General features: G+C 67.8%; 12 protein-coding genes. 6 read left to right on the top strand and 6 right to left on the bottom strand.

Features of this window, described 5'->3' with window-relative positions:
• From KVT44_RS54390 to KVT44_RS54370, 5 genes are all read right to left on the bottom strand, one after another.
• A partial coding sequence (locus tag KVT44_RS54390) for a biotin carboxylase N-terminal domain-containing protein (RefSeq protein ID WP_302832257.1) occupies positions 1 to 85 on the bottom strand: 85 nt, incomplete at its 3' end.
• Entirely contained in the window at positions 79 to 543 is a 465-nt protein-coding gene (locus KVT44_RS54385; RefSeq protein WP_217576530.1) for a cobalamin B12-binding domain-containing protein, read from the bottom strand. The genes KVT44_RS54385 and KVT44_RS54390, both read right to left, overlap by 7 nt.
• A gap of 20 nt (positions 544 to 563) precedes the next feature.
• Positions 564 to 761 carry an acyl-CoA carboxylase subunit epsilon gene (locus KVT44_RS54380; RefSeq protein ID WP_217576528.1) on the bottom strand — a complete coding sequence of 66 codons (198 nt, stop codon included), beginning with the start codon at positions 759 to 761 and terminating at the stop codon, positions 564 to 566.
• Between the two features lie 29 nt (positions 762 to 790).
• Positions 791 to 2428, bottom strand: a complete 1638-nt coding sequence (locus KVT44_RS54375; RefSeq protein ID WP_254651176.1) for an acyl-CoA carboxylase subunit beta — start codon at positions 2426 to 2428, stop codon at positions 791 to 793.
• Positions 2391 to 3977: a methylmalonyl-CoA mutase family protein gene (locus tag KVT44_RS54370; RefSeq protein WP_217576524.1), complete on the bottom strand. Its 1587-nt coding sequence runs from the start codon at positions 3975 to 3977 to the stop codon at positions 2391 to 2393. The genes KVT44_RS54375 and KVT44_RS54370 overlap by 38 nt, the downstream gene beginning before the upstream one ends.
• Before the next feature lie 105 nt (positions 3978 to 4082).
• Between KVT44_RS54370 and KVT44_RS54365 the strand changes: the two genes are divergently transcribed.
• From KVT44_RS54365 to KVT44_RS54355, 3 genes are all read left to right on the top strand, one after another.
• Entirely contained in the window at positions 4083 to 4769 is a 687-nt protein-coding gene (locus KVT44_RS54365) for a TetR/AcrR family transcriptional regulator (protein WP_217576523.1), read from the top strand.
• A gap of 818 nt (positions 4770 to 5587) precedes the next feature.
• Positions 5588 to 6781, top strand: coding sequence for a cupin domain-containing protein (locus KVT44_RS54360; RefSeq protein ID WP_217576521.1), 1194 nt, complete (start codon positions 5588 to 5590; stop codon positions 6779 to 6781).
• Complete coding sequence (locus KVT44_RS54355; RefSeq protein ID WP_217576519.1) at positions 6778 to 8040, top strand: flavin-dependent oxidoreductase; 1263 nt, start codon at positions 6778 to 6780, stop codon at positions 8038 to 8040. The genes KVT44_RS54360 and KVT44_RS54355 overlap by 4 nt, the downstream gene beginning before the upstream one ends.
• 362 nt (positions 8041 to 8402) lie before the next feature.
• On the opposite strand, the gene KVT44_RS54350 is transcribed toward KVT44_RS54355, so the two are convergent.
• On the bottom strand, positions 8403 to 9254 hold the full coding sequence (locus KVT44_RS54350) for a fumarylacetoacetate hydrolase family protein (RefSeq protein WP_217576517.1): 852 nt from the start codon (positions 9252 to 9254) through the stop codon (positions 8403 to 8405).
• A gap of 121 nt (positions 9255 to 9375) precedes the next feature.
• On the opposite strand from KVT44_RS54350, the gene KVT44_RS54345 reads away from it, so the two are divergent.
• From KVT44_RS54345 to KVT44_RS54335, 3 genes are all read left to right on the top strand, one after another.
• Complete coding sequence (locus KVT44_RS54345) at positions 9376 to 10233, top strand: GntR family transcriptional regulator (RefSeq protein WP_217576515.1); 858 nt, start codon at positions 9376 to 9378, stop codon at positions 10231 to 10233.
• 114 nt (positions 10234 to 10347) lie between these two features.
• Positions 10348 to 12666 (top strand): LuxR C-terminal-related transcriptional regulator, encoded by a 2319-nt coding sequence (locus KVT44_RS54340; protein WP_217576513.1) that lies wholly within the window; start codon positions 10348 to 10350, stop codon positions 12664 to 12666.
• A 94-nt stretch (positions 12667 to 12760) separates the two neighbouring features.
• A partial coding sequence (locus KVT44_RS54335) for an aldehyde dehydrogenase family protein (protein ID WP_217576511.1) occupies positions 12761 to 13310 on the top strand: 550 nt, incomplete at its 3' end.

The following is a 13310-nucleotide window of genomic DNA, read 5'->3' as shown; positions in this document are numbered from 1 at the left end:
CGCTCGCGATCCCGGCATCCCGGCACGCCCGGGCCACGCGGACAGCGATTTCGCCACGGTTGGCGATGAGCACCTTGGTCAGCATGCCGCCTCCGTCATGTCCGGGAGCGTGGTGCTGAGCCGGTCGACAATTTCGACGATCCGGTGGATGTTCGCGCCGGGGGTGAACACCGCATCGACGCCCATGACTTCGAGAGCAGTGACGTCGGCGTCCGGGATGATGCCGCCGACCAGGATGCGGACGTCCCTCGCGTCCTCCTGCTTCAGTAGCTCGATCACCCTCTCCAAGATCGTCAGATGGGCACCCGAAAGGACGGAGAGGTCCAGGATCTGCGCGTCCTCGGCAATGACGGTGGCGACGATCTGTTCGGGGGTCTGGTGCAGGCCGGTGTAGATCACTTCGTAGCCGGCGTCGCGCAGAGCCCGTGAGATGACCTTGGCGCCGCGGTCGTGGCCGTCGAGTCCGGGTTTGGCGACGACCACGCGAGCGCGTGGCGCCGACGCGGAGACGGCGAGTCGCGTCGCCTCTTGGACAGTGTTCATGGTCTCTCCGATCGAGTGATTCAGTGAGGCAGGGCGGAGGCGGGCCAGCCAGCCGGGCCGTACGCGTGTGATGCGCGGAGGAGACGGCCTCGCGAGGCCCAGGAACCAACGGGATGCGGGGCCGGGCTGGGCCTCGGTGTGCCGACGGTGGACAGCAGTGCGACCACGGCGGCAAGTTCTTCGTGGGTCGGGTTGCCCCGTACAACCTTGATCGTCATGACGGACCCAATCGGTCGGTGTGGCGGGGCTAGAGCGGGATGTTGCCGTGCTTCTTCGGAGGGAGTGATTCCCGCTTGGTGCGCAGCTGGCGCAGGCCCCGTACGACGTGGGAGCGGGTGTCGGAGGGCATGATCACCGCGTCGATGTAGCCGCGTTCGGCCGCGGTGTAGGGGTTGAGGAGGGTGTCCTCGTACTCCTGGATCAGGCGGGCCCGGGTGGCGTCCTGGTCCTCGGCGGTGGCGATGGTGCGGCGGTGCAGGATGTTCACCGCGCCCTGCGCGCCCATCACCGCGATCTGGGCGGTCGGCCAGGCGAGGTTGAGGTCGGCGCCCAGGTGCTTGGAGCCCATGACGTCGTAGGCGCCGCCGAAGGCCTTGCGGGTGATGACCGTGATGAGCGGGACGGTCGCCTCGGCGTACGCGTAGATCAGCTTGGCGCCGCGGCGGATGATGCCCGTGTGCTCCTGGTCGACGCCCGGGAGGAAGCCGGGGACGTCCACGAAGGTGATGACGGGGACGTTGAAGGCGTCGCAGGTGCGCACGAAGCGGGCCGCCTTCTCGGACGCGTCGATGTCCAGACAGCCGGCGAACTGCATCGGCTGGTTGGCGACGATGCCCACCGGGTGGCCCTCGACCCGTCCGAAGCCGGTGAGGATGTTCGGCGCGAACAGCGCCTGGGTCTCGAAGAACTCGGCGTCGTCCAGGATGTGTTCGATCACCGTGTGCATGTCGTACGGCTGGTTCGCGCTGTCCGGGACGATCACGTCCAGCTCGCGGTCCTCGTCCGTGAGGGCGAGGTCCGCCTCCTCGGGGAAGACCGGGGGCTCACTGAGGTTGTTGGACGGCAGGTACGACAGCAGCTGCTTGACGTACTCGATGGCGTCCTTCTCGTCGCCCGCCATGTGGTGGGCCACACCCGACACCGCGTTGTGGGTGCGCGCGCCGCCGAGCTCCTCGAAGCCGACGTCCTCGCCGGTCACCGTCTTGATGACGTCGGGCCCCGTGATGAACATGTGCGAGGTCTGGTCGACCATGACCGTGAAGTCGGTGATCGCGGGGGAGTACACCGCGCCGCCCGCGCAGGGGCCGACGACGAGCGAGATCTGCGGGATGACGCCGGAGGCGTGGGTGTTGCGGCGGAAGATCTCGCCGTACATGCCGAGCGCGCTGACGCCCTCCTGGATGCGGGCGCCGCCGGAGTCGTTGATGCCGATGACCGGGCAGCCGGTCTTCAGCGCGAAGTCCATCACCTTCATGATCTTCTGGCCGAAGACCTCGCCCAGGGCACCGCCGAAGACGGTGAAGTCCTGGGAGAAGACGGCGACGGGGCGGCCGTCGACCATGCCGTAGCCGGTGACGACACCGTCGCCGTAGGGCCGGTTGTTCTCCATGCCGAAGTCGGTCGAGCGGTGCTGTGCGAACTCGTCCAGCTCGACGAACGAGCCCTCGTCGATCAGCAGCTCGATCCGCTCACGGGCCGTCAGCTTGCCCTTGGCGTGCTGCTTTTCGACAGCGCGTGCCGAGCCGGCGTGCGTCGCTTCCTGGACGCGGCGCCGCAGGTCCGCGAGTTTGCCCGCGGTCGTGTGGATGTCAATTTCGGTCACTGTTTGCTCCACGGAATCTTGTCGCTCAGAAGGTGTCGTGGGGGACGTGCACGCCCCATACATCGCGCAGGGCGTGGGAGACCTCTCCGGCCGTGGCATTCAGGCGTAGGGCCTCGCGCATCGGGGGCAGGACGTTGTCGGTGCCCTGCGCGGCGGTACGTACGGCGTCCAAGGCGCACTCGACGGCGCCGTTGTCACGCTTCCGGCGCAGGTCGGCGAGCCTTTCGCACTGGTCGATCTCGATCTGCGGGTCGACGCGCAGCGGCTCGTAGGGTTCTTCCTCGTCGAGGACGTACTTGTTGACCCCGACGACGGTTCGCTGCTTGCCGTCGATCTCCAGAGCGGTCCGGTAAGCGGACCTCTCGATCTCGGACTTCTGGAATCCCTGCTCGATTGCCGCCACCGCGCCGCCGCGGTCCTCGACGGATTGGATCAGTTCCAGGGCTGCCGCTTCGAGGTCGTCTGTCATGGACTCCATAACGTAGGACCCGGCGAAGGGATCGACTGTTTTGGTCACATCGGTCTCGTAGGCGATGACTTGCTGGGTGCGCAGGGCGAGCCGGGCCGCCTTCTGGGTGGGCAGGGCGATGGCCTCGTCGTAGGAGTTGGTGTGCAGGGACTGCGTTCCTCCCAGGACCGCGCCAAGACCCTGCAGGGCGACCCGGACGAGGTTGACCTCGGGTTGCTGCGCGGTGAGCTGCACACCGGCGGTCTGAGTGTGGAAGCGCAGCATCTGCGACTTGGGGTTCTGCGCCTTGAACTCGTCGCGCATGATCCGGGCCCAGATGCGACGGGCGGCGCGGAACTTGGCGATCTCCTCCAGCAGGGTGGTCCGGGCGACGAAGAAGAACGACAGACGCGGTGCGAAGTCGTCGACGTCCAGGCCCGCGGCGATCGCGGTGCGCACGTACTCCCTGGCGTTGGCGAGGGTGAAGGCGATCTCCTGTGCGGGCGTGGCCCCGGCCTCTGCCATGTGGTAGCCGGAGATGGAGATCGTGTTCCAGCGTGGCAGCTCCGTTTGGCAGTAGGCGAAGATGTCGCTGATCAGTCGCAGGGACTGCTTCGGCGGGAAGATGTAGGTGCCGCGGGCGATGTACTCCTTGAGCACGTCGTTCTGGATCGTGCCGGTCAACTGGTGGCCCGCGACGCCCTGTTCGGCCGCGACCAGCTGGTACAGCAGGAGCAGCGTCGAGGCGGGGGCGTTGATCGTCATCGACGTTGACACCTTGTCCAGGGGCAGGCCCTGGAAGAGCGTCCGCATGTCCTCGATCGAGTCGATCGCCACGCCGACTTTGCCGACCTCACCCTGGGCGATGGCCTCGTCGGAGTCGTAGCCCATCTGCGTCGGGAGGTCGAAGGCCACGCTCAGGCCACCGGTGCCGGCGCCGACCAGCTCGTGGTAGCGCTCGTTGGACTCCTTCGCCGTGCCGAACCCGGCGTACTGCCGCATCGTCCACGGCCGGCCGGTGTACATCGACGGATACACGCCGCGGGTGAAGGGGTAGCTGCCGGGGGTTCCCAGCTTTGCGCGCGTGTCGAATCCGTCCAGCGCGGAGCCGTCGTAGAGCGGCTGGATCGGCAGGCCGGACTCGCTGTGGGCGATGGAATCCACGCCGGAAGCTCCTTAGTCGGTACTCGATATCGAATTGACGGTACTCAGTACCATTCTGGTGAGCAAGTAGTCTCCACGGTTCGAGACCGGGAAGGATGTGCGCTCATGAGCAAGCCACCTGCACGGATGCGACTGGCGGACGCCGCGTTCGCCCTCTTCGACGAGCGCGGATACGAGCAGACCACCGTCGACGACATCGCCGAGCGGGCTGGAGTGGGGCGCACGACGTTCTTCCGGCACTACCGGTCCAAAGAAGCGGTTATCTTCCCCGACCATGACCGGCTGCTCGAGCTGATCAGAGACAGGCTCGCGACCTCCAGCCATAGCACTGCCCTCGTCGCCGTGTCCGACGCGGTCCGCCTGGTGCTGCTGCACTACATCGACGAAGGGGACCTCGCTCGGCGGCGGTACGCGCTCACCAGCAAGGTGCCCGCCCTTCGCGACCGGGAGATCGCCAGTGTGGCCCGCTACCAGCGATTGTTCCGTGAGTTCATCTCGGAGTGGATGGGGGATCCGACGGAGTCGGCGTCCCTCAGGGCCGAACTCATGGCGGCGGCTGTGGTCGCGGCCCACAATCATGTGCTGCGCCGCTGGCTCAGAGGCGATGCTTCCGACCCCGTCGCGGAGGTCGATGAAGCGATGCGCGAGGTGCTCGCTCTCTTTCCCAGTCCTCGATCCTCGCGGGCAGCCGACGACGGTGGCACCACCGTCGTCGCGTTTCGAACGGGGCAGGACTTCGAGGCCCTGCTTCCTTCGCTACGCCGTCTGGTCGAAGGCGGACCCGAGCAGTGAACTGATCCCAGGTTCCGTCATGGCGGTAGCGAATCACATGGGCTGAGGGCATCTGATTCGGTGCTGTGTCAATCGTGGAAGTCAGTGTGGCCGCGGGGCCCGATGCGGGCATGGACCGGGTCGGCGGCGACTGGAGAGCGAATGACTCCCTGGTTGCCGCCGTCTATGAAATCGCCGTCTCGTTGGGGTCGTCTGACCCGATATCGCCCGGAGTAACGTCGGCGACCGCGTCGCCTGCATCTTCAACCCAGCCCGCCTGTATGCCAGTTGTCGGTGATGCGCAGTACTGACTGAAGAGTTCGGCTCTCACGGGTCTCTCGGCAACGTGAGGCATCATCCGTTTCAGCACTGTGCCGATGATCGCCGCTGGCGCGTCGGTCGCCGTGGTGGCCTACGCGCTGGGGTCCGGGATGGATGCTGGACGTCGCGGCCGTCCTCACCGGAGCCGGCGCTGTCGGCGTCATCGCCAAGGCGCCGCCCAGCGCAATGTCACCCTGTTGCGCGCCAAGTCTTCGGCGAACCCACCTGAGCAACGTGGCCCCCATGGTTGCTCACCGGGGGCACGGCGTTCTCGGCCAACTGATCCGCGCCTCGGCGGATCAACGGCAAGTGTATACAGCACGCCTCGATTGAGTGAATCCCTGCCGAGTGGATCGCAATCCCGAACGGCTCGGAGCCGACACATAAAGAAGCTGCTCAGGATAGGTGATGGCCGGGATAGGTCGAGAGTTTAGGTCTGAGGCGATTGACCTGTGGTGCCACTCCTGCATACAGTCACTCAAGGAAATAGTTGGCCAACCAACGGAGGCGAGCCGGCCGTGGCAAGTGAAACGGAACCCGATGCCCTGAGTCCGAGTGACGTCGACACCGCCGAAGTGGCGTTCGACGAGCTCTGTGGGGCGCTGGCCGCTCGAGACCTGAAGGGTCTTTGGAGTAGGCCACCGCTGCAGTCAGAGCCGAGGCCGATGACGCGGGCCCACCTGTGGCGTTGGGACACGATCGCTCCGCTGGCGAAGCAGGCGGGTCAGGTTCTGGACCTCCAGAGCGGCGATGGTCAGCGGCGAGCGCTGCAGTTCTGCAACCCCGGCCTGCGCGCGGGTACCACCGAGGCGCTGTTCGGGGCCTACCAGTACCTGGAGGCGGGCGAGACGGCGCCGGCGCACCGCCATTCGCCGGCGGCGATCCGCTTCATGATGACTGGCTCGAGCGTCTACACCACGGTCGACGGGGACGCATGCTGGATGGAGCCCGGCGATCTCGTGCTGACGCCGAACTGGGCCTGGCACGACCACACTAACAAGAGCGATCAGCCGGCGATCTGGTTGGACGTGATCGATGTGGTCCTGGTCGCGACGCTGGAGACGGTGTTCTTCGAGGACCACCCGGTCGGGATGCAGGAGCTGATAGGCCACGGCGTCTCGGAGCGGCGGTTCGGCGGCCCGGGTCTCCAGAGCGTCTCGGCGCCCGCCGACACGAAGCCGCACTCGCCGCTGCTGCGCTACCCGTACGCGCAGGTGGACGCCGCGCTCGAGGCGCTTCACGAGAAGGATGGCGGTCAGAGCGTGACGTTGGAGTACAAGAACCCGGTCACCGGCGGCCCCGCCATTCCGACGATCACTTGTCAGATGACGCGTATCTACCCTGGAGGACCTACTCCGCCGCGCCGTCAGACCGGTGGCCAGATCCACACGGTGTTCCGTGGTCGCGGGCGCTCGGTGATCGGCGGGACCGAGTTCGAGTGGGGCCCCGGGGATGTCTTCGTCGTTCCGTCCTGGGTCACTGTCGAACACGAGGTGACCGAAACGGCGGATCTGTTCATTGGCAGCGATCGAGCCGTACTGGAGGCTCTGCATCTCTATCGCGAAAGGGAGATGTCCGAGCGCCAGGAGGTGACGGATGTGTTCAAGCCGCGCACCGGAGCGGATGCTCCCGCCGCGGGGCAGCCCGACGGCGAGCCGTCGCTGCGTGTCGGCACTCCGGCCGAGCCTCGCCTGGAAGGAGTGAACCGATGAAGGTGGCGATTGCCGGTGGTGGGATCGGCGGACTGGCCACGGCGCTGATGCTGCATGGCGCCGGCATCGATGTGACCGTCTACGAAGCGGTGCCCGAGCCGCGACCGCTCGGCGTGGGCATTAACCTGCTGCCGCACGCCGTCCAGGAACTCCGACGACTCGGGATCCTCGAGAGGCTGCTCCCACTGGGTGTCGCGACGGAGGAGTTGTGCTACGCCAACCGGCACGGCCAGTTCGTGTGGCGCGAACCCCGTGGACTCGCGGGCGGCTACTCGGTGCCGCAGCTCTCGATCCATCGGGGAAAGCTCCAGATGGCTTTGCTGGAGATCGCTCGACAGCGTCTGGGCGAGGCTGTCGTGAGGACGGGCCGCAAGGTCACCGGCTTCGTGTCCGACGGCGGCGGTCCGGTCAGGTTCCATCTGGAAGACAGCGTGACCGGTCGCTCGTACGACGAGAAAGCGGACGTGCTGGTCGGAGCCGACGGTATCCACTCGGCCATCCGTGCCCAGCTCCACCCCGGGGACGGAACACCACGCTGGAGCGGTCAGCTTATGTGGCGCGGGACCACACTGGCGCCCCCCTTCCTCACCGGTAAGTCGATGGCACTGATCGGCACACGCGGGCGCAAGGTCGTGGCCTATCCGCTCTCGGCGCCCGACGCGCGGGGCAACGCGCTGATCAACTGGATCGCCGTACTCGACAACACCGCACACGGGCTGCCGGGCGCCGAGGACTGGAACCGCCCCGGGCGCCTCGAGGACTTCCTCCCCGAGTTCGCGTCGTGGTCGTTCCCGTGGCTCGACGTGGTGGAGTTGATGCGCGGTGCGGAGGGCACCTACGTGTACCCCATGATCGACCGTGACCCGCTGCCTACCTGGACGTCGGGACGCACGACCCTGCTGGGAGACGCGGCCCATGCCATGTATCCGGTGGGATCGAACGGTGCTTCCCAGGCGATCCTTGACGCCCGTGCACTGACTCGCGCCCTGCTCGAAGAAGCTGATCCCAGCGCTGCGCTGGTGCGCTATGAGCAGGAGCGTCTGCCGGCCACCGCCGCTGTTGTCGCAGCCAATCGCAACCAGGGAGCGGCCAGGATTCTCGACCTGGCGGAGGAGCGCGCCCCTGACGGATTCGACGACGTCGGCAACGTGTTCGCGTCCGGCGAGCGAGAGGCGATCGCGGCCGACTACCAACGGGTCGCCGGGTTCACTGCGGCGGGCGTCGCTGCAGGCGGGGCAGGCGGTCGTCCGGGGCTGTGACGACGGCCGGGGCGAGCCCGTAGCGTCTCGGCGCACGCGGGGTTCTCCACATACGGCGACGACCTCCGTCCGCACCGTGCGATCTCGAGTCGCCCGGCGTGGACGGAGGTCGTTGCCGTGGAGGTCAATTCACGAGCACCAACGCGAGCCGGTCGGAGTCCCGACGGCCTGGTTTCGGCCGGGGTGGTTCCTCTGGCTGCTCTGCTGGGGTGCCTTGCCGAGGTGGGTCGGCGCTCCGCCGAGCGGATGCGTGTCGGGTGGAGTGTGTGCCGCGCGGCTGACCGAGCAGAGTGCTGCTCGGTCAGCCGCGCGATCCGTCGTCGAAGTCTGCGAGTCCCTGGAGTTGCTCCGAGAACCGGTCGTCAGCGGACCGCCGAAGTGACCGGGATCGTCAGTGTAGGAAGAGCTGACACGGTCAGCGACAGTTCGTCGCCTGGCGTCACCGGACCAACCCCGTCCGGAGTTCCGCTGGCGATGATGTCACCCGGCTCCAGGGTCATGGCTGCGGAGTACACCTCGATCAGGCGCGGCACGTCGTAGATCAGGTCGGCGACGCGACCCGACTGCCGGATGTTCCCGTTGAGGCTGAGCTCGATCTCCAGCTTCGAAGGGTCTGGGATCTCGTCCGCGGTGACGATCGCCGGTCCCAAGGGCGTGAAGGTGTCGAAGCTCTTCCGATACGGCCGGTCCTCTTGGCCTCGCAGGGTGATGTCCACGAGCGGGACGTATCCGAACACGTGGGCCAGCGCGTCCGAGCGCGACACGCGCCGTGCGCGGCGGCCTATGACCACACCCAGTTCGCCCTCGTAATCGACCCGGCGTCCCGGGGTCGGGTGCTCGATCGAGCCGTCCGGTCCGACGATGGAGGAGGGAGCCTTGAGGAAGCCGACATACGTCTCGATCGTGCCGGCGGCACCACTGGTGAACGCCCCCGCCGCGATCATCTCGTCCCGATGGGGGCCGTGATTGACGGGTGCCGCCACGATCTTGGTCGGCCGTGGTTGAGGCGCGCGGAAGACGACGAGGGATCGCGGGATGCCTGCGGTGGCGGAGGCGTCCCGGAGTTCGGACGCCAGGCTCTCCCAGTTCTCGATCAGCGCGTTCATGCGATCGGTGGGGCGGATCGAGCCGTCGAGCACGCTCGTCACGTCCACGATCGTCTCGTCGCGGCCCCAGACGCCCAGCCGGTAGTCGTCGAACAGACTCAGCTTCATTGTGCTCCGCTCATCCTCATTGACTCTGACCTCATCCTCAACTGCATACAGTTGACCTCTCGTTTCCTGAACTTCCCCTCAAGAAACCCTGATGCATTGGCGCTACTGTATACTTTTCCATATGCGCGGCGGAACCCTGAAAGTCGGCGTACCTGCGTGTGGCACGATGCCCATCGCGAAATCAATGGAGGCGGACGTGCCCGACGTGGGCCCCCGAACGAGTGGCGGTATGAGTGTGGGCACGTGGCTCGACAACCTCGCTCCGATCCCGCGCGAGGCCGGAGAGCATGCCGCCAACGCTGCCCATACCTACCTGCGCACGCTGGTACTGAATGGGACCGTCCCGCCGCACGCCGAGCTCAACCAGGTCGAGCTCGCGGAGCGCTTGGGGATCAGCCGCACTCCAGTGCGCGAGGCCGTGCGCATGCTCCAGGAAGAAGGGCTCGTCGAGGCCGAGCCGTACAAACGGGCGCGAGTCATCGGCTTCGAGGCGGCACAGTTCGAGTTCGTCTACGTGCAGCGGATCCTGCTGGAAGGCCTTGCTGTCCGGCTGACGGTGCCGTTGATGAGCGACGAGGACCGAGGTGCCGTCCAAGCACTGGCCGCCGACCTGGCCCGCATGTCCAACGACGCGGGGCAGACTCCGGAATGGAACGACACCCACAACCGCTTCCACCTGGCACTGGTGGCCGGAGCCGGGCCACAGGTGGTGCGAAGCATCGAGGGTCACATGCAGCGAGCCGAGCACTATCGCCTGCAGTACCAGTACCGGGGCCCACGGGCATCGCTCCGGCACCTCGGCGAACATGAGCGCATCGCGGAGCTCTGCCAGGCACGCGATGCGATGGGTGCGGCGAGTGAACTCGCAGCCCACTTGGCGCGGACCGCCCTGTCGATGATCGGAGAGCTCGCACCGCGCTACGACCCGGCAGCGGTGCGTGAGGCCCTGGGGCTGTTCCACGCGCCGGGAGTCATCTGACCACTTGACTCGCGGGCGTGCTCGGCCGACGGTATTTGGGTGGCCAATTAGTGGGCCTGAGGCGGCATAGTCGGACGGACCACGGCCGCTGTAGAGCGATTGGATCGGGGCCCTATGGCCGAGCGAACATCACCCGCAGGCGCGGGCAACCTGCCCGCCACAGTCACGAGCTTCGTCGGCCGGCGACAGGAGATCGGCGAGGTCCGCAAGCTCCTCGGCGCCGCCCGGCTGGTGACGTTGTCCGGTGTGGGCGGGGTCGGCAAGACTCGTTTGGCGATCGAGACCGGCGCCGAGGCGAGCACGGCGTTCGCCGACGGCGTCTGGCTGGTCGACCTTGCGCCCGTGCGGCAGTCAGAGCTGGTCGCGCAGGCCGTGGTGACCGCGCTCGGAATTCCCGACCAGTCCACCAAACCTCCCGTCGAGCAGCTCATCGACCACCTGGCCCGGCGGCACGCTCTGATCCTTTTGGACAACTGCGAGCATCTCGTCGAGGCCTGCGCCGTTCTCACCGACCGGCTCCTGCGCGCCTGTGCGCGCGTGCGGGTGCTCGCCACCAGCAGGCAAGTGCTGGGCATCGCGGGAGAGCACGTCTACCAGGTGCCGCCGCTCTCGGTTCCCGACCCGGACGCCCCGCCTCCGGCGGAGGCGCTTGGCCAGTACGAGTCGGTGCACCTGCTGTTGGACCGTGCGACGGCGATCAGGCCTGGCTTCGCGTTGTCCGACGCCAACCGTGTGGCGGTGGCACGGCTGTGCGGCCGCCTCGACGGCATCCCGCTGGCCATCGAGCTGGCCGCGTCCCGGCTGCGCTCGCTGCCGCTGAGCGAGGTCGTCGACCGGCTGGAGAATCGGTTCGCGCTGCTGACCGGCGGCAGCCCGGCCGCGCTTCCCCGACAGCGCACACTGCGAGCGCTGATCGACTGGAGCCACGATCTGTGCACGGCGGAGGAACGACTGCTGTGGGCGCGACTTTCAGTATTCGCGGGCGGCTTCGACCTCGAGGCCGCCGAAGGGGTGTGCGCCGACGACGTGCTGCCGCGCACGAAGATCGTGGACCTAGTCGACCACCTGGTCGCACAGTCGGTCGTGCAGGCCGTGGAGCGCGACGGCCAGGTGCGCTACTGGATGCTCGAAACCATCCGCGAGTACGGCTGGGACCGGCTGGCGACCTCTGACGAGCACACCGCGTTGCGTACCCGACACCAGGAGTTCTTCGGCCGAGTGGCTGACCACATCGCGGCCACCTGGTACGGACCCGGTCAGGAGGAGGGGCTGGCCAGACTCCGCGCGGACCACCGCAACCTGGAGGCGGCACTGGAGTGGTCCATCAGCAACGGCAAGGTGGAGCAGGCCCTGTCCCTGGTGGCGGCGCTGCGCCACCACTGGTGCGCCGATGGCTTCCTGAGCGAGGGCAGGCGCTGGCTCGACCGGGCGCTTGACCTGCCCGGACCACGACCGCCCGAGCGGACCACCGCGCTGTGGGTGGCCGGCTGGGTCATGCTGCAGCAGGGCGACTACGACGGGGCCGAGGCCCGGCTGGCGGAATGCGAGAAGCTGGCCGCTGAACTCGGTGACGAGGTGGCGCCGTACATGGCGTTGAGTCTGCGGGGGACCGCGGCGCTGTTCCGCGGACACCTGCCTGAGGCACTCGACTGCTTCGAGGCGGCCTCGGCCGGTCTCACCAGGGTGGGGCACGCAGGCGGCACTCTCTTCACGGACTTCCAGACCGCCATCGCGTGCGCCCACGCGTGCGACGAGCAGGCGGCGGAGAAGGGCGAGCGTGCGATTGCCCTCAGCGAGGAGCTCGGGGAGCGGTGGACGCGCTCGTACGCGCTGTACGCCCTGGGCCTGCACGCCTGGGCACACGGTGAGCTGGATTCGGCGACCACGCTGGCCCGAGCCGGGCTGCAGATCCAGCGCGGGTTCAACGACCACGTCGGCGCCGCCGTGTTGATCGAACTGCTGGCCTGGATCGCCGCGTCGAAGAAGGAGTTCGACCACGCCGCCCGGCTGCTCGGCGCGATCCGCTCGATCTGGCGCGCCATCGGCACGTCTTTGTCAGCCTTCGGACCGCACCTGGACAGCCACCACGCGCGGTGCGAGCGCCAGGTACTGCACGCTCTGCGGGCCGACGCGTGGGAGGTCGCGCTCGCCGAGGGCGGGCGGATGGACCACGACCAGGCCATCTCCTACGCGCTCGACGGTCGTACCGCCCTGCACCCCGTGGTACCCGCCACGGCGGACGAGGTGCTGACCCGGCGCGAGGGCGAGGTCGCCGCGCTCGTGGCGGAGGGCCTCAGCAACCGGCAGATCGCCGAGGTACTGGTGCTGTCGCCGCGCACGGTCGACGGGCATGTCGAGCGCATCCTCGCCAAGCTCGGCTTCGCGTCGCGCGCGCAGGTGGCCGCCTGGGTGGCTTCTTCAGGTACCAGGTAGAACCACGGGTATAGCGGATCGGGCAGTTCTGCCCATGTCCATGGACCGCCTCTCCGGGTGACGCTCCTCGCCACACCAGGACGAGGAGGTCCTCATGGTAACGATGAAGCAGGCGCGTCCCCGAGTCGAAGTAGCACCGGGCAGCCTGTTCATTGACGGTCAGTGGGAACCGGCGACGGCGGGCGTCACCCGGGAACTGCTGGACCCGGCGACCGGCCAGGTCGCCACGACGGTCGCCGAGGCGGACGAGGCCGACGCCGAGCGTGCGGTCGCCGCGGCCCACCGAGCCTTCGAGCACGGGCCCTGGCCCCGCATGAGCCCGCGCGAGCGCGGCCGGATCCTGCTTCGCGCCGCCGACCTGCTGCGCCGACGGGCGGAGGAGTTCGCGGAACTCGAGTCGTACGACGTCGGCAAACCTCTCACCTTCACCAGCCGGGTCGATGTGCCGATGACGATCGACACCTTCGAGTACTACGGCAGCCTCGCCGCCGGCATCGAAGGCGCCACGCGGACCACGGCCGCGCCCACGCTGGCCTACACACGCCGCGAGCCGATCGGCGTGTGCGCGCAGGTCGCGCCGTGGGACTACCCGCTGATGATGGCGGTGGGGGAGTTCGCCCCGGCGCTCGCGGCCGGCAACACGG

The organism is Streptomyces sp. GbtcB7, from assembly GCF_019091445.1.
Taxonomy (GTDB): domain Bacteria; phylum Actinomycetota; class Actinomycetes; order Streptomycetales; family Streptomycetaceae; genus Streptomyces; species Streptomyces mirabilis.
Note: the sequence above shows the minus strand (reverse complement) of the source record. Positions and strands in the feature narration are given on the sequence as shown.